We start from the raw sequence: 16,061 nt of genomic DNA, 5'->3' as shown, positions 1-16,061 counted from the left end.
GCCTCACCGGCGCGCGGCCGCGACAGGCAGTACGCGAGCAGCGGCAGGCGGTCGTCCACCTGCATCCCGGCCACGTCCTTGTGCGGCAGGCGCACTTCGATGTCCATCCAGTTTCCCTGCCACCCCGCCTTCTGCAGCAGTTCTCCCATCACCGCATCGGCCGCGTTGTCCACCGCCGCCAGGGTGGGGGCGATCCTGCGCAGCGCCTGCCAGTGGCCGACCAGCAGTTCCTGTTCCGAGGCCGACAATCGCGCCACCCATTCCCAGCCGGGCTGCGTGGCGATGTCGCGCGCTACCGCTACCGACCACAGACGCAGCGACTGCAGCTGCTGCATCAGGGCAGGGTCGGCGCGCAGTGCATCCAGCTGCGCGGTCGACACACCGTGCCGCTGCAGGTCGGCTTCCTGTTCGCCTGCGCGGTAGGCGGTGGTGGCGGGTGCCGCGCGCCGCGTGCGACCGCTACGCGGAGTGGGCTCCAGTTCGCCCAGTACCAGGTCCAGCGCGGTGCCCCAGTGGCCGTCCGGCAACCCAACCACCTCGACGGCCAGCTGTTCGGCCAGCGCGATCGGCGTGGCCGCGGCGGTATCGGGCCAGAAATAGCGCTTCAAGCCAATCACTGCCGCACCCGCACCGGTTACCGTCGCTGCCGCTGCCAGCGCCAGCGGCGTCCGTCGCAAATTGGGGAACATGCGCGCGGTGGTAGCCGCTCCCGTCGCCACTTCAACTGCTTCGGGCGACATCAGCGGCTCGGTCACCACCTCGCGCAGCGCCGAGCCGCCCATCAAGGTCATTTCCACTGCGGGTGCGGCCTGTGGCACCGACTGGAAGCCACCCCGTGCCGCATGGCCCAAGGTGGCAATGCCGGCGCCCAGCAACGCAAGCCAACCGCTCTGCGGGCGGCTGCCCGGTGACGCTGCCGCATCGGCCGGCCGCGCCGGGCTAAGTGCCGGGGCAGGTTCGCGGGTCGGCCCCCCTGCCTGCGGGGCACCGGGCGCGCGCGACGCTTCAAACGTCACCGGCTCAAGGCTGTCGATGGTCGGACGGATGCGCGGCGGGCCCGGCCGCAGCTCCCGGTCCGCCCAGCGCTGGAACTCGATCCGTTGTGCCTTTTCTTCCGGGCCTGGACGCAGTGCGCGTTGGTCGCGTTCGACCGGCACGTCCGCTTCCCCATCGGCAGCCACCGCGCCCGGTGCAAGCAGCGCCCCGCCCACGCCATTGAGCACGGCGATGCGCTGCCAGTGCAACGGCAGTTCGGCGATGAAGCGACCGATCCCCTGCAGCTGCCCCGCCGGCTTGGGCAGCGCGCGTTGCACCTGCCAGAGCAGCGCGGCCACCGCCAGCGCCGACACCAGGTGACCGCCGCCGATGTTCGGGCGAAGCTGCGCGTCGGCCTGGCCGATCTGCTCATGCATGTTCCACAGGCCGGTCCGGATCGCTTCTGGCAGCGACTGCACCAGTGCGTCGAACTGGTCATGCGTGCGCAGCGACGGCAATGCCGCTGCCAACGATGGCAGTACCGCCGCGATGCTGCTCCAGCTTCCGTTGATGGCAGCGCGGGCGAGCTGGCCCGCCGTCAACGCATTGCCGGCCCAGCTGGGCAGTTCGGCCAACAGGGAGCCCCAGGCCGCGCGACCGAGCACGCCGTCCAGCAGGTTGATGCCGAGGTCGCGCAGGACGGCCACGTCATGGCCACGCGCAGCAAGTGCCTGCTCCATACGCTGGGTCACCACGTCGCGCGCTTCCACAGTGTTGGCAGCAGCGAGGTGCGTTTCGAGCATGCGTACCAGCGCGCGGCTTTCAGGCGCGCCGGTGGCGAGGATCGCATCCCTCACTGCGGCTTCGCGCCGACTCAGCGGTACCGCCCGCGAGGAAACCGCCGGTCTCTTCGGCGCCGTCGCATTGCCGACCCGGGTGGGTGCATGTGTGCTGTGCGCGTCCTTCACCGCGTCGGCATCGGCCAGCGCGGCGAAGCGGTTGAGGGTAGGAACGGCGGGAAAGGCGTGGGGCAGCTTGGGCATGCGGCGGTACTTCCGTGCGAAGCGGGGGCGAGCCGCGCAGGACGCACGCGACGTGTCGGTGCCGCGTGGAAGTGCGGCGCCGGATGATCACGCGGCGCTGGGAAGTACCGATTGCACGAATTTATCGTTTTCTGATTTTTCCTAAGAAACGCTCAATCAATATTCAGATTGATTGCAGTTTTCGTCGCATTCGAGCAAATGCGCATAAAAAGAAAGCGCCCGAACCAGTCGGGCGCTTTCAAGGGTGAGACGCGATAAGGCTGTTGCCGTCAGCTGGACAAATGCTCGATCGCCGCCACGCTGCCCAGGCGGTCGCCCAAGCGCTTGAGCAGCGCCAGACGGTTGCCGCGCAGTGCGGGATCTTCCGCGTTGACCATCACCGCATCGAAGAACGCATCCACCTGCGGGCGCAGGCGGGCCAGGCGCGCCAGCACGCTGACGTAGTCCTTCTGGTGCAGGCTGGCATTGCTGTCGTCGATGGCCGCTTCGACGGCTTCAGCCAGTTCGCTCTCGGCCGGTTCGGCCAGCAGGGCCGGATCGACCATGCCGGGAATCGCCCCCTCGGCCTTGCGCAGGATGTTGCGGATGCGCTTGTTGGCGGCGGCCAGCGCTTCGGCTTCCGGCAGCGCGGCGAAGATGCCGATGGCATCGATGCGGCGGTCGAAGTCGTACAGCGAGGCCGGCTTCAGTTCGGCCACGGCGTTGAAGTGCGTGGCTGGCACACCCTTGTCGGCGTAGTAGCCGCGCAGACGGTCGATGATGAAGTCGTACAGCTCCTGCGGCATGGCCTCGGTCTTGCGCTCGGCGCTGGGCTGCACCGCCGCCGGCAGGCCGGCAAAGGCCGTTTCCATCAGCGCGCGCAGGTCCAGCTCGAAGCCGGATTCAATGATCGTGCGCGCCAGGCCCAGCGCGTTGCGGCGCAGTGCGAACGGGTCCTTGTTGCCGGTTGGCTTCAAGCCTGCGGCAAAACCACCGGCCAGGGTGTCGGCACGCTCGGCGATGGCCAGCACCTTGCCCAGGTCCGACAGCGCGATGTCATCGCCACCGAAGCGCGGCTGGTAGGCCTCGTCGATCGCCAGCGCGACGTCGGGCGATTCGCCACCGGTCACCGCGTAATGGCGGCCGGCAATGCCCTGCAGTTCCGGGAACTCGTTGACCATGCGCGACTGCAGGTCGTTCTTGGCCAGCAGTGCGGCACGCTTGGCCAGCACCGGATCGGCGCCCACCTGCGGTGCGATAAGCCCGGCCAGCGCGACCACGCGCTGCACCTTGTCGGCCACCGAGCCCAGCTTGGCCTGGTAGGTCACGGTCTTGAGACCCTCGCCCATGGATTCCAGGCCCTGCTTGAGGTCCTCGTCGAAGAAGAACTTGGCGTCGGCGAAGCGCGGGCGGATCACCCGCTCGTAGCCCTTGGCCACTTCGGCCACGTTCTTCGATTCGATGTTGGCGATGCCGATGAACTTCTCGGTCAGCTTGCCGCTGTTGTCCAGTACCGGGAAGAACTTCTGGTTGATTTCCATCGTCTCGATCAGCGCTTCCTGCGGTACCGCCAGGAAATCGCGTTCGAAGCTGCACAGCACCGGCGCCGGCCATTCAACCAGGTTGACCACCTGTTCCAGGTTGTCATCGGTGATGCGCGCCTGGCCACCGGCGGCGGCGGCTTCGGCATTTACGGCCTCCACGATGCGGCTGCGGCGCGCGTCGGCGTCCACCAGCACATAAGCGGCCTGCAGCGAACTGACGTAGTCGTCCGGCGAGGACAGCCACACGGTCTTGTCGTGCATGAAGCGATGGCCGCGGCTCATGCGGTCGGACTTCAGGCCCAGCACGTCGGCCTCGATCACGTCCTTGCCGTGCAGCAGCACCAGCCAATGCACCGGGCGAGCGAAGCCGTAGGCGTGGCTGCCCCAGCGCATCGGCTTGGGAATGGGCATGGCGGCAATCGCTTCGGCCAGGATCTCCGGCAGCAGCGCGGCGGTGCGCGCACCCGGGGTCACCGAACGGTGCACGAAACGCTCGCCCTTGGCATCGCTGGTGCGCTCCAGCGCGGTCCAGTCGATCCCGGCCTTGGCCGCGAAACCCTGCAGCGCCTTGGTCGGCTGGCCATCGGCGTCCAGCGCGATGTTCAGGTACGGGCCCAGCACTTCACCGCGCTGTTCCGGCTGCTCCACGGCCACGCCGGGCAGCAGCACCGCGAGCCGGCGCGGGGTGGACAGCGGCTTGGCGTCGCCGCGTTCCACTTCCACGCCACGCTTGGCCAGGCCGTCCACCACGCCATCGAAGAATGCCTGGGCCAGGCCTGGCAGCGCCTTCACGGGCAGTTCTTCGGTACCCAGTTCAATCAGCAGCGGCAGCATCGTGCTCATGCCTGCACCTCCTTGGCCGCCACCGCTTCGAGGCGCTTGGCTTCATACAGTTTCGCCACCGCCTGGGCCAGCGCGCGCACGCGCAGGATGTAGCGCTGGCGCTCGGTCACGCTGATCGCGCGGCGCGCATCCAGCAGGTTGAACGAATGGCTGGCCTTGCACACCTGCTCGTAGGCCGGCAGCGGCAGGCCCACCTCCACCAGCTTCTGCGCTTCCTTCTCGCACGCGTCGAAGCGGTGGAACAGTTCTTCCACGTCGGCGTACTCGAAGTTGTAGGTGCTCTGCTCCACTTCGTTCTGCAGGTACACATCGCCGTAGGTCACCGGCGTGCCGTCGGGCCCGTAGGTCCAGACCAGGTCATACACGTTGTCGCAGTTCTGCAGGTACATGCACAGGCGTTCAAGACCGTAGGTGATCTCGCCCAGCACTGGCTTGCACTCCAGGCCACCGGCCTGCTGGAAGTAGGTGAACTGGGTGACCTCCATGCCGTTGAGCCAGACTTCCCAGCCCAGGCCCCAGGCGCCCAGGGTCGGCGATTCCCAGTTGTCCTCGACGAAACGCAGGTCGTGCACCAGCGGGTCGATGCCCAGTGCCTTCAGCGAATCCAGGTACAGCTGCTGGATGTTGTCCGGGCTGGGCTTCATCGCCACCTGGTACTGGTAGTAGCGCTGCAGGCGGTTGGGGTTTTCGCCGTAGCGGCCATCGGTCGGGCGGCGCGAGGGCTGCACGTACGCGGCATTCCAGCTTTCCGGGCCGATCGAGCGCAGGAAGGTGGCCGGGTGGAAGGTGCCGGCACCGACCTCCAGGTCCAGCGGCTGGATCAGCACGCAGCCCTGCTGCGCCCAATACTGGTTGAGGGTCTGGATCAGGCCCTGGAAAGTGATCGGAACGTTCTGGGTCGCGGACATGCGGCGGAGTCTTGCCTGCTCAGGGGGTGCGCTAGTATAGCGACGGACCGCCCGCCGGCATTCCAGGCAAGCTGCCATCACGCCGTGCAGGCCCCCGCTCCGAGGATTCTGGCGCCATGGAACACCGCTCACCGGCAACGCTCGCCCCCGTTCCTGCTCCGGGGCCCCTGCCGCCGGGTCGGCTGGATTTCGATCAGGTGGCGGCTGCCATGGTGGCCGACGGGCTGGTCGCGGCCAGTGATGTGGAGCGCATCCGCTTTTCCGGTCAAGGCGCCCGCAATGCCAGCGAGGTGCACCCGCTGGTGCTGCTGGCCAACCTGAAGCTGGCGGCCGCCTCCGGCGGAGAGCTGGGCCTGGAACGGCTGACCGAATGGCTGGCCACCCGAACCGGCACCCGCTACCTGCGCATCGATCCCACCCGGGTGGACGTGGCGGCGGTGACGGCGCTGGTCTCCCATGCCTATGCCCGCCGCCATCGGTTCCTGCCGCTGGCAGTGGACAGCGAGCGGCTGCTGGTGGCCACCAGCGAGCCGCTGGCCCAGGAGTGGCTGCTCGACCTGCAGCACCTGGCCCGGCGCCGGATCGAGCTGGCCATGGTCAACCCGCTGGACCTGCACCGCTACACGATGGAGTTCTACGGGGTGACCCGGTCGGTGCGCGGGGCGCGCGGCGACGTGCGCGGCGAAGCCAGCGGCGTCCTGCCCAGCTTCGAGCAGCTGGTGGAGCTGGGCCGCTCCGGCGATGTGAACGCCGATGACCAGCACGTGGTGCACATCGTGGACTGGCTGCTGCAGTACGCCTTCGAGCAGCGCGCCTCGGACATCCACCTGGAACCGCGCCGTGACATGGGGCGCATGCGTTTCCGCATCGACGGCGTGCTGCACAAGGTGTTCGAGGTACCGCCGGCGGTGATGACCGCCATGGTCAGCCGGATCAAAGTGCTGGGCCGCATGGACCTGGCCGAGCGTCGACGGCCGCAGGATGGCCGCATCAAGACCCGCTCGCCGGGTGGGCGCGAGGTGGAAATGCGCCTGTCGACCATGCCCACCGCCTTTGGCGAGAAGTGCGTGATGCGCATCTTCGACCCGGATGCGGCCTTCAAGAGCATCGACCAGCTCGGTTTCAGCCCACAGGAAGCGGCTGGCTGGACCGCGCTGGTGGAGCGCCCGCACGGCATCGTGCTGGTCACCGGCCCGACCGGTTCGGGCAAGACCACCACCCTGTATTCCACCCTGAAGCGGCTGGCCACCCCGGACGTGAACGTGTGCACGGTGGAGGACCCGATCGAGATGATCGCGCCGGAATTCAACCAGATGCAGGTGCAGACCAACATCGACCTGGACTTCGCCGCCGGCGTACGCACCCTGCTGCGGCAGGATCCGGACATCATCATGATCGGCGAAATCCGCGACCTGGAAACGGCCCAGATGGCCGTGCAGGCGTCGCTGACCGGCCATCTGGTGCTGTCCACGCTGCACACCAACGATGCGCCTTCGGCGATCACCCGGCTGCTCGACCTGGGCGTGCCGCATTACCTGTTGGCCAGCACCATCAACGGGGTCCTGGCCCAGCGCCTGGTCCGCACGTTGTGCCCGCACTGCAAGGTGCCCAAGCCGCTCAGTGCGGCCCAATGGGCGGTGCTGGCTGATGCCGATGAGGCATTACCAGAGTCACCCACGCCATATGCGCCGGCCGGTTGTCTCGACTGCCGGCGCACCGGCTACATGGGCCGGGTAGGCCTGTATGAGTTGCTGCCATTGAGTTCGCGGCTGCGCGGGCTGATCCGGGCGGACATGGATCTGGCCGGTTTCAACCGGGCCGCGCGTGCTGAAGGAGTACGAACCCTTCGCCGCGCGGGGCTTGAAAAGGTGGCGGCAGGGCTGACTACAATCGAGGAAGTCCTCAGCGTGCTGCCTCCCCCCGATGAACCGCTCGCCTTTCCTGATTCTTGAAACCGGCCAACCGGTCGCTTCGCTGCGCCGGTACGGCCGTTTTCCGCACTGGATCCGGGTCGCGGCGGGGCTGGATGCGGACGAGACGGTGGTGGTGGACGTGGAGCACGGTGGCGAGCTGCCCGACCACCGCGATTTCGCCGGGGTGATCATCAGCGGCTCGGCTGCCTACGTGACCGACCGTGCCGACTGGAGCGAGCGCAGCGCGCAGTGGCTGCGCACCGCCGCGCATGACAACCGCCCGGTGTTCGGCATCTGCTACGGCCACCAGCTGCTTGCACATGCGCTGGGCGGCGAGGTGGCCTACAACCCGGCCGGGCGCGAATCGGGCACGATCGAGCTGGCGCTGGAGCCCTCAGCGGTGGACGACCCGCTGTTCGCGGGCCTGCCGGCGCGCTTCCCGGCCCATGCCACCCACCTGCAGACGGTGCTGCGCGCGCCGGAGGGCGCGGCCATCCTGGCGCGCTCGGCGCAGGACAACTGCCACGCCTTCCGCTGGGGCCAGCAGGCCTGGGGCGTGCAGTTCCACCCGGAGTTCGCCACCCACCACATGCGCGGCTACGTGCGGGCGCGTGCCGAGTGCATCGGTCGCCACGGCGGCTGCGCGCGCAGCGTGGCGCGCGGGGTCAGTGCGGCCCCGCTGGCCCGCCAGCTGCTGCGCCGGTTCGTCCGCCAGGCGCGCAACAACTGAAAGACCGCCGGAAGCGACCTTTCCTTCAGGTGATGGGCACGGAAAACAGGGATAATCGTTGGTATTCGGGGCGTACGCGCCCTTCCCCCTGTTCCGGAATGGTATGAGCGAAATTCGCAAGCTGCCCGCCTCGGCGGGCGCCCAATGGCTGCTGGACGCGTTCACCCTGTATCGCCGCGCACCGCTGCAGCTGGCGGTCCTTGGCGTGATCGGCATGCTGGTCAGTTCGCTGATCCTGGTGCTGGCGCAGGCATTGCCGAGCTGGCTCGGCGTGTTGCTGCAACTGGTGTCGGTGGCGGTAGGCCCGCTGGTGTTCGGCGGCATGCTGGTGGCGGTGAGCGAAGTGGCCCAGGGCCACCGCGCCATGCCGACCCACCTGCTGCAGCCGATCCGCGACCGCCGCGTGAGCCACCTGCTGGTGCCGCTGGCGATCCAGCTGATCGCGGTGATTGCGCTGGGTACGCTGTTGTACGTGATGATGGGCCCCGACGGCCTGACTGCCACGGCCGAGATGTTCCGCAAAATGCAGGAGCTGCAGCAGTCCGGCGCCACGCCGAGCAATGAGCAGACCATGGCGCTGATGGCGGGCGTGCCGGTGGTGCGCATCCTGCTGTGGCTGCTGATTGCATTCGGCACGTTCGTGGCGCTGAGCATGGCGATGTTCACCCAGCCGGCGCTGGTGGTGTTCGACCACCAGAGCGGCATGCACGCGCTGCGCATGAGCCTGCAGGGCTGCATCCGCAATTTCGGCGCGATGGCAGTATTCATGCTGCTGGGCCTGATCGCGGCGATGTGCATCTACTTCGTGATGATCATCGTGATGCAGCTGGCGCTGATGGCCGGCGGCGCCGGTGCAGCCGCGTTCGTGATGCAGCTGACCAACACCGCGGTGATCATGCCGCTGTACGTAGGTGCGGTATACGCCGCCTGGAACCAGATGTTCGCCCACCGCGGCCGCGCCGCCCCACCGCCGGTACCGCCGTCGAACGGGCCTGGGAATATTTTCGCTGCTTGATTGGCGGCGACAGCAACAGCAACAGCAGCGTTTCAGTTGCTGCGGGCTGGGGCCGGGCGACGGGCAGCCCCCTCCGGGACACGCCGTGAATCCATCCCTGGAGGCTTGTCAAAAACATCCATGTTTTTGACAGTCCCTCCGGGGGCTACCCGCCGCCCGGCCCCGTCATGGATCCCGCTGTGCGGATGGAAAAGCAGCGACGCATGGCGTCGCTCTACCGTGCGCGTGCGATGTATCCGGTAATGCATTGAAAAATTCAAAGACGTAGAGCGACGCCATGCGTCGCTGCTTTGCTTTGCTTTGCTTTCTTATCCGCACCCGCGATGCACGAGAGGGGAGGCCGGCGGGCAGCCCCTGTAGGGACTGTCAAAAACATGGATGTTTTTGCCAAGCCTACAAGGATGTATTTACGGCGTGTCCCGTAAGGGGCTGCCCGTCGGCCTCCCCAGCACGCAGCAAAGAAAATGCTGCTCTTAAGCTCTAAAAGCGCTACTGCGCCTGAGGCTCATCACCCTTCGCGGGCACCAACCAACGCGAAGCATGTATCCCAAGCTCATAAAGCAGGCACATGGGAATCGCCAGCATCAACTGGGAAACCACATCCGGCGGGGTCAGCACAGCCGCCAACACGAAGATGCCCACGATCGCGTACCCACGGCCGTCCTTGAACTGCTGCGGCGTGATCCACCCCAGCAGGGTCAGGATCACCATCGCCACCGGCAGTTCGAAACTGCTGCCGAACGCGAAGAAGATCGCCAGCACGAAATCCAGGTACGCATTCGCATCCGGGGTGATCGCAATCACTTCCGGGCGGAACGTGGTCAGGAAGTGGAAGACCGCCGGCAGTACCAGGAAGTATGCGAACGCGCAGCCGATGTAGAACAGCAGCACCGAGGTTGCCAGCAACGGAACGGCCAGGCGCTTTTCGCGCGCATACAGGCCAGGCGCCACGAATGCCCACAGCTGGTACAGCAGCCACGGCACCGCGATGAACACGGCCACGAAGAAGGTCAGCTTGAGCGGCGCGAAGAATGCACCGGCCGGGTTGGTCGCGATCATCGACTGCCCGTTGGGCAGCTGCGAAATCAACGGCTGCGCCAACCACGTGTAGATCTGCCGCGAGAACGGCATCAGCCCCAGCAGCACCACGCCCAGCCCGATCAGCGCCCGCATCAGGCGCGCGCGCAGTTCGATCAGGTGTTCGATCAACCCGCTTTCCGGCGACTCGTTAGCGCTCATCGCGGGGCCTCCGTCGTCGCAGGCGGCGGATCGCGCGGCGCCTGCCCGTCGATGCCCGGCGGTGCCATCGCATCACGCGGTTCTTCAGGCACGGCCTCAGGCTCGGGTGCCACCACGTGCTGGGCCACGCTCGCCGGCGAACCCGGCGCGGGCCCGGTCATGACCGGCTCGTCGGTGCTGGCTGGCGTATCACCATCGCGCTGCACCTGGTTGCGCACCTGCTCGGCTTCGCGGCGCACCGCCTCACCACTGGCACGCAGCTGCGCCTCGGTATCGCGCACCGAATCCTGCGCATCGCGGAACTGGCGCTTGATCTCGTCTGCGTGCAGCTCGCGTTCCAGCTCCTGCTTCACCGAATCCCACTGGTTGCGCGCGCGCCGCACCCACAGCCCCGCGAAGCGGGCTGCCTTGGGCAGACGCTCGGGACCCAGCACGACCAACGCTACTACCGCGATGACCAGCAGTTCACTGAAACCGATGTCGAACACGCCATGCCGCCCCGATCAGCGCCGGTCGCGGTCGTGCTCGTTCTGCGATGTCGTCGTCGAATCCTGCGGACGCGACTCATCGCTCAGGTGCGCGGTCGGCTTGTCCTCGTCGCGCATGCCCTTCTTGAATTCCTTCACGGCACTGCCAAGGTCCTTGGCGCCACTGGTCAGCTTCTTGGTGCCGAACACCAGCAGAACGATGACCAGTACCACCACCCAATGCCACAAGCTCATACTGCCCATGATGTTCTGCTCGCATTACCCGGTTACAAGGACCTGAGCATAGCGCACCGCCGGTAGGGCGGCGCGCGTGACGAAAGTCAGTTGCCGTCCAGCGATTCGGTACGCACTTCGCCTTCGCCCACCGGCTGGAAGCCCTGCTGCGGCGCCGGCTGCGCCGGAACGGCCTGCAACGGCGCGGTGGTGGCACCGGCATTGGCCTGTTCAGTTACAACCGGCGCTGCCTGGGGCTGCGGGGTCGCCGCACGCGGGGCCGGTGCACTGCCGGCGGTGCCGCGCTTTTCACGTGCCGAATACGTCGCCTCTTCCAGACGGTCGCGGAAGGCCACCACGTCCATCGACGGCGCTTCGCCCATGCGGCCCTCGAACACCATGCGCGGCGTGGTGTTGCTGCCGTAGGCGTCCAGGTTCGCCTCATCGTCGATCTGCAGCACCGCGCCATCCAGCGCCACGCCGGCAAACAGGCCGCGCGCGCGCGACCACGACCAGATCTCCGCCTTCAGCTGGCCGTCGGTGGCCGCAGCGGCATTGCGGCCCACGGGACCGGCCGCCACGCCGGCATCGGCGCCCAGGGTGAATTTGCCGTTGACGAGATTGTCCAGGCTGCGGTCGTTGCGGAACACCAGCACCACGTCCGAGGACTGCACACCGGCCTGGAAGCCGATGCTGCCGCCGGTGAGCTTCATGAACACCGGGTTGGACCAGCTGCCATCGGCGTTCTTGACCGACATCAGACCGTGGCCACGGCGACCGCCGATCACCAAGCCTGCCTTGATTGTGTCGGGAATGACCACGATCGCGCGGCCTTCGTCCAGCAATTTGTCCGGAATTCCCTGCTCGGGAATATTCTGGATGTCGTTCAACACGCGCACCGCGTTGCGGGCGCGCTGGTCCTCCTCCGGCCCGGCCATCGCCTGGGTCGACAACAGGCTGGCGGAGATCAGCAGTACAAGGCTCAAGCGGCGCATGGGTGCTCCAGAAAGGGGAAATACGGACAGCGTCGATACGCTTTCCCCGAAATTAGTGGGCTTCTGATGAATCCGCAATGAGTATGTTCGGTTCAATCGAGCCACTCGATGACAGTGATGGCGTGATTCGATCCCGCCCGTCGCGCAGACCTGCGAGAATGGTCCCATGCTCGACGCACCCGATACCGCCGTGCTGGCGGTCAATCTAGGCACACCCGAGACGCCCACCGCCCCGGCGGTGCGGCGTTACCTGGCTGAGTTCCTCAGCGATCGGCGCGTGGTCGCGATTCCGCCGCTGCTGTGGAAGCCCCTGCTGTTCGGGCTGATCCTGCCGCTGCGCAGTGGCCGCTCGGCGGCCAAGTACGCCCAGGTCTGGCTGCCCGACGGTTCTCCCTTGATGGTCTACACGCGCCGCCTGGCCGAAGCCATGCAGCAGCTGATGCCCAATGTGCGCGTACGCCACGCCATGCGCTACGGCGCGCCCGCGCTCACCGCGGAGCTGGACCGGCTGGCCGCCGAAGGCATGCGCCGGATCGTGGTGCTGCCGTTGTACCCGCAGTATTCGACCACCACGACCGCCTCCATCGAAGACCAGGTGCGTGACTGGCAGCCCCGCCATCCGGGCGTGACCGTCACCCTGGTGCGCGATTACGCGGTGGACCCGGACTGGGTGGCGGCGGTGGCCGGCAGCATCCGGCAATGGTGGGAGCAGCACGGCCGCGGCGAGCAGCTGGTGTTTTCCTTCCATGGCATTCCGCAGCGCCTCGCCGATGCCGGCGACCCCTATCCGCAGCGCTGCGAAGCCAGTGCGCAGGCGATCGCGCAGGCACTCGGCCTGGCGGATGGCGAGTGGAAGCTCACCTACCAGTCGCGCTTCGGTCGCGAGAAGTGGCTGCAGCCCTATGCCGAACCCACGCTGTGGGCGATGGCCGAACGCGGCGTCAAACAGATCGACGTGGTCTGCCCGGGCTTTGCGACCGACTGCCTGGAAACGCTGGAAGAAGTAGCGATGGGCTTCACCGAAACCGTCGCCGCGCGCGGTGCGCAGATGCGTTACATCCCTTGCCTCAACGCCGATCCCGCGCACGCGCTGGCGTTGTCGCGGCTGAGCATCACGGCGTTGGCATGACGCTCGAACCGTTTGTACTGCCGGTGGCGGGCACCCGCGTGGCCGGCCTGCGTTCGACGCCGGCGGCAGGCACGCGCGTGCTGGCGCTGCACGGCTGGCTCGACAACGCCGCCAGCTTCGTGCCGCTGGCCGCAGCACTGCCCGGGCTGGACCTGGTGGCCATCGACCTGCCCGGGCACGGCCACAGCTCGCATATGCCGCCGGGCACGCAGTACAACACCCCGGGCGCGATCTGCCATGTGCTCGACGTAGCCGATGCATTGGGCTGGGAGCGCTTCACGCTGCTCGGCCATTCAATGGGCGCCGGCATTGCCAGCCTCACCGCTGCCGCCGCGCCCGAGCGCGTGGAGCGGTTGATCGCCATAGAAGCGCTCGGCGGCCTGCGCGGGCCGGAAGATGAAACCGCGCAGCGCCTTCGCGAGCATGTACGCGCCGTGCGCGCGTTGCCATCGAAGAAGCTGCGCGTGTTTTCCGATCTGGCCGCGCCGGTACGCGCGCGCATGATGGCGAACCAACTCAGCGAGCCCTGCGCGCGCCTGCTGGTTGAACGCGGCGTCATGCCGGTGGAAGGCGGCTACAGCTGGTGCAGCGACCAGCGCCTGATGCTGCCCACCGCGATGCGGTTGAGCGAAGCGCAGATCGACGACCTGCTGGCGGCGATCGAATGCCCCACCCAGGTGATCTACGCGACGCCGGCACAGTCGTACTACCCCGAGCCGCTGCGCAGTGAACGCATCAAGCTGCTTCGCGACGGCCGCCTGGATGTATTCCCCGGCACCCATCACCTGCACATGGAGCACCCGGCACTGGTGGCCGACGTGATCACGCGCTTCCTCGCCGGCTGACCACTGCGACACCCTGTCGCACTCAACTTCCAGCGGCGCCAACCGATACCGATGCAGCAGGCACGCGCAGCGTGCCTGTGTCGTCGCTTGCTCCGCCGTCTGCGAAGCCGCGTGTCATCCGGCTTCCAAGGAAGGAGTGCTCTCCCCCAATCCCGTCTGTGCAAGGTCTTCCGCCGCTGGGTCGCCGGGCCTCGCATCCGTTTGTCCGCGTTTCAGCGGATGACGTTCCGTTCCGAATTGCTTCTGGAGTTGTCATGTCTGCCATTCCCCACCCCTCCTCACGTCCACCCGACGCACCGCTGCTGTCGCCTGCGGTGCACCGGCACCCGCGCGGGCAGCGCATCCTCACTGGAGTGCTCACAACCGGGCTGGTTGGCGGCCTTGCCGGCGCCCTCTGGCAACAACAGTCCGTCACCGTGCTTGGCATCGCGATCGCGACCGGCGCGCTGGTGGTGCTGGCGCCGCGGGTGCGGCGCAGCAGGGACGCGCTGCGCGCCGAGCTGGCGCGCGTATCAGCAGGTCATGCGCAGCTGCAGGCGCATTGCGCCCACCAGCATGCCGGCGCTGCGGCGGACGCCACCCTGCGCCTGGCATTGGAGGTCTCGCACACGGCGGTGATGATTGCCGATGCGTCCCACGTGATCCGGTATGTAAACCCCGCCGTGGTCCGTCTGCTTCGCAACCAGCAGGCCACCCTGCGCGAGGCGTTTCCGGATTTCGACGCCGACAGCCTCGTGGGCACCAGCATCCATCGCTTCCACGCCAACCCGGATCGCATCCGCGCCATCCTGGACACCCTTCAGGCCACCCACCATGGGCGCGTGCGGATCGGTCCCGTGCACTTTGCCCAGGTGGTGAGCCCGATGTTCGATGCGGCCGGGGCGCGCGTCGGCTTCGCCGTGGAATGGCACGACCGTACCCAGGAGCTGGTGCTGGAGACGGCCGTGGCCGAGATCGTGGATGCCGCGACGCGCGGCGACCTGGACCGGCGCCTGCCGCGGGCCGACAGCGGTGCCGCCTTCATGGATGGCCTCACCACCGGCATCAACCAACTGCTCGAGCGGGTGGGCAGCACCGTCGGCGATCTTCGCCGCGTGTTGTCGGCCTTGGCCGAGGGTGATCTGGGCCAGCGCATGGAGGGCGACTACGAGGGATCGTTCGCCGCCATGCAGCGCGATGCGAATGCGACGGCGATTCAGCTGGGCAGCATGGTCGAACGCATCCGGCGCAGTGCCGGCGCCATCGCGCTGGGCGCTGAGGAAATCGCCAGTGGCAACCATGACCTCTCCACCCGTACGGAGCGGCAGGCAGCACATCTCGAGGAAACGGCGTCTTCGATGGAAGAGCTTACGGCCACGGTTCGACAGAACGCCGAGCATGCACACAAGGCCAGCACGCTCGCGCGTGGGGCGCAGGACGTGGCCGAGAGTGGCAGCGCCGTGGTGGGGCGCGTGGTCAGCACCATGGACAGCATCCACGGCGCATCCAAGCGGATTGGCGAGATCACCGGCGTCATCGATGGGATCGCCTTCCAGACCAACATCCTTGCCCTCAATGCGGCGGTGGAAGCGGCGCGCGCCGGTGACCAGGGCCGTGGCTTCGCGGTGGTGGCCAGCGAGGTACGCAGCCTGGCACAACGTTCGGCCGAGGCCGCGCGTGAGATCCGGCAGTTGATCGATGCATCGGTCAGCGAGGTGGCCGATGGTGCCCGGTTGGCGCAGGACGCCGGCCACACCATGCAGGAAATCGTGGGCAGCGTGGCGGGGGTCAGCGAGATCATGGCGAGCATTGCTTCGGCGTCGCAGGAGCAGGCCGCCGGCATCGACCAGATCAACCAGACGGTGGTGCAGATGGACGAGGCCACCCAGCAGAACGCCGCGCTGGTCGAAGAAGCCAGCGCCGCCGCGCGCGAGCTCGAGCAGCAGGCAGCAGGCCTGACCGAGGCGGTTGCAGCGTTCCGTTGAGGGGTTGTGCGTATCGACTGACAGTCGATACCGACCTGGTAGATCACGACCGTTGGTCGTGATGCGAGAAAGGCGCCCCGCGGGGCGCCTTTTTCATGCACTCGGCAGGTGCCGACCGTTGGTCGGCACGCATTGACGAAAAGAAAAAACCCCGCTGCGTAAGCAGCGGGGTTTTTGGGTGTAAACCCTGGCGATGACCTACTCTCGCATGGCTTGAGCCACACTACCATCGGCGCAG

At 67.3% G+C, this 16,061-nt stretch carries 13 protein-coding genes; 6 read left to right on the top strand and 7 right to left on the bottom strand.

Annotation, left to right across the window (positions count from 1 at the left end):
• The 3 genes from KVS69_RS16235 to glyQ form a co-directional block, all read right to left on the bottom strand.
• Positions 1-2,018, bottom strand: a 2,018-nt coding sequence (locus KVS69_RS16235; protein ID WP_217538953.1) for a hypothetical protein, incomplete at its 3' end; no start/stop codon positions are given.
• Between the two features lie 269 nt (positions 2,019-2,287).
• Positions 2,288-4,384, bottom strand: a complete 2,097-nt coding sequence (gene glyS / locus KVS69_RS16230; RefSeq protein ID WP_217538951.1) for a glycine--tRNA ligase subunit beta — start codon at positions 4,382-4,384, stop codon at positions 2,288-2,290.
• Positions 4,381-5,292 carry a glycine--tRNA ligase subunit alpha gene (gene glyQ, locus KVS69_RS16225; protein ID WP_068847918.1) on the bottom strand — a complete coding sequence of 304 codons (912 nt, stop codon included), beginning with the start codon at positions 5,290-5,292 and terminating at the stop codon, positions 4,381-4,383. The genes glyS and glyQ overlap by 4 nt, the downstream gene beginning before the upstream one ends.
• A 116-nt stretch (positions 5,293-5,408) precedes the next feature.
• Between glyQ and KVS69_RS16220 the strand changes: the two genes are divergently transcribed.
• The 3 genes from KVS69_RS16220 to KVS69_RS16210 all read left to right on the top strand — a co-directional run bounded on the left by KVS69_RS16220 (position 5,409) and on the right by KVS69_RS16210 (position 8,950).
• Positions 5,409-7,244: a GspE/PulE family protein gene (locus KVS69_RS16220; protein WP_093532598.1), complete on the top strand. Its 1,836-nt coding sequence runs from the start codon at positions 5,409-5,411 to the stop codon at positions 7,242-7,244.
• A complete protein-coding gene (locus KVS69_RS16215; RefSeq protein WP_068847921.1) occupies positions 7,216-7,935 on the top strand; it encodes a glutamine amidotransferase in 720 nt (239 codons plus the stop codon). Before KVS69_RS16220 ends, KVS69_RS16215 begins: the two co-directional genes overlap by 29 nt.
• 103 nt (positions 7,936-8,038) lie before the next feature.
• Complete coding sequence (locus KVS69_RS16210; protein ID WP_184126062.1) at positions 8,039-8,950, top strand: BPSS1780 family membrane protein; 912 nt, start codon at positions 8,039-8,041, stop codon at positions 8,948-8,950.
• Positions 8,951-9,439: 489 nt separating this feature from the next.
• On the opposite strand, the gene tatC is transcribed toward KVS69_RS16210, so the two are convergent.
• The 4 genes from tatC to KVS69_RS16190 form a co-directional block, all read right to left on the bottom strand.
• Entirely contained in the window at positions 9,440-10,189 is a 750-nt protein-coding gene (gene tatC / locus KVS69_RS16205) for a twin-arginine translocase subunit TatC (RefSeq protein ID WP_217538949.1), read from the bottom strand.
• A complete protein-coding gene (gene tatB / locus KVS69_RS16200) occupies positions 10,186-10,677 on the bottom strand; it encodes a Sec-independent protein translocase protein TatB (RefSeq protein WP_068847927.1) in 492 nt (163 codons plus the stop codon). Before tatB ends, tatC begins: the two co-directional genes overlap by 4 nt.
• Positions 10,678-10,692: 15 nt before the next feature.
• On the bottom strand, positions 10,693-10,920 hold the full coding sequence (tatA, locus tag KVS69_RS16195; RefSeq protein ID WP_217538947.1) for a Sec-independent protein translocase subunit TatA: 228 nt from the start codon (positions 10,918-10,920) through the stop codon (positions 10,693-10,695).
• A 77-nt stretch (positions 10,921-10,997) separates the two neighbouring features.
• Positions 10,998-11,885 (bottom strand): YSC84-related protein, encoded by an 888-nt coding sequence (locus KVS69_RS16190; protein ID WP_184126063.1) that lies wholly within the window; start codon positions 11,883-11,885, stop codon positions 10,998-11,000.
• 166 nt (positions 11,886-12,051) lie between these two features.
• Between KVS69_RS16190 and hemH the strand changes: the two genes are divergently transcribed.
• From hemH to KVS69_RS16175, 3 genes are all read left to right on the top strand, one after another.
• Positions 12,052-13,014, top strand: a complete 963-nt coding sequence (gene hemH / locus KVS69_RS16185; protein WP_217538945.1) for a ferrochelatase — start codon at positions 12,052-12,054, stop codon at positions 13,012-13,014.
• Positions 13,011-13,859, top strand: a complete 849-nt coding sequence (locus tag KVS69_RS16180; RefSeq protein ID WP_093532592.1) for an alpha/beta hydrolase — start codon at positions 13,011-13,013, stop codon at positions 13,857-13,859. Before hemH ends, KVS69_RS16180 begins: the two co-directional genes overlap by 4 nt.
• Positions 13,860-14,113: 254 nt before the next feature.
• The gene (locus tag KVS69_RS16175; RefSeq protein ID WP_217538943.1) at positions 14,114-15,823 is read left to right on the top strand and encodes a methyl-accepting chemotaxis protein; all 1,710 of its coding nucleotides are present in this window, start codon (positions 14,114-14,116) and stop codon (positions 15,821-15,823) included.
• Positions 15,824-16,061 lie beyond the last annotated feature (238 nt).

It is taken from the genome of Stenotrophomonas sp. GbtcB23, assembly GCF_019091045.1.
GTDB classification, from domain to species: Bacteria; Pseudomonadota; Gammaproteobacteria; order Xanthomonadales; family Xanthomonadaceae; genus Stenotrophomonas; species Stenotrophomonas rhizophila_A.
This window is presented reverse-complemented; position numbering and strand designations above follow the sequence as displayed.

What these genes read in the sequence shown, in the direction of transcription:
- glyS (WP_217538951.1), bottom strand. Translation starts at nt 4,384, where the DNA reads ATGAGCACGATGCTGCCGCTGCTGATTGAACTGGGTACCGAAGAACTG.
- glyQ (WP_068847918.1), bottom strand. Translation starts at nt 5,292, where the DNA reads ATGTCCGCGACCCAGAACGTTCCGATCACTTTCCAGGGCCTGATCCAG.
- KVS69_RS16220 (WP_093532598.1), top strand. Translation starts at nt 5,409, where the DNA reads ATGGAACACCGCTCACCGGCAACGCTCGCCCCCGTTCCTGCTCCGGGG.
- KVS69_RS16215 (WP_068847921.1), top strand. Translation starts at nt 7,216, where the DNA reads ATGAACCGCTCGCCTTTCCTGATTCTTGAAACCGGCCAACCGGTCGCT.
- KVS69_RS16210 (WP_184126062.1), top strand. Translation starts at nt 8,039, where the DNA reads ATGAGCGAAATTCGCAAGCTGCCCGCCTCGGCGGGCGCCCAATGGCTG.
- tatC (WP_217538949.1), bottom strand. Translation starts at nt 10,189, where the DNA reads ATGAGCGCTAACGAGTCGCCGGAAAGCGGGTTGATCGAACACCTGATC.
- tatA (WP_217538947.1), bottom strand. Translation starts at nt 10,920, where the DNA reads ATGGGCAGTATGAGCTTGTGGCATTGGGTGGTGGTACTGGTCATCGTT.
- KVS69_RS16190 (WP_184126063.1), bottom strand. Translation starts at nt 11,885, where the DNA reads ATGCGCCGCTTGAGCCTTGTACTGCTGATCTCCGCCAGCCTGTTGTCG.
- hemH (WP_217538945.1), top strand. Translation starts at nt 12,052, where the DNA reads ATGCTCGACGCACCCGATACCGCCGTGCTGGCGGTCAATCTAGGCACA.
- KVS69_RS16180 (WP_093532592.1), top strand. Translation starts at nt 13,011, where the DNA reads ATGACGCTCGAACCGTTTGTACTGCCGGTGGCGGGCACCCGCGTGGCC.
- KVS69_RS16175 (WP_217538943.1), top strand. Translation starts at nt 14,114, where the DNA reads ATGTCTGCCATTCCCCACCCCTCCTCACGTCCACCCGACGCACCGCTG.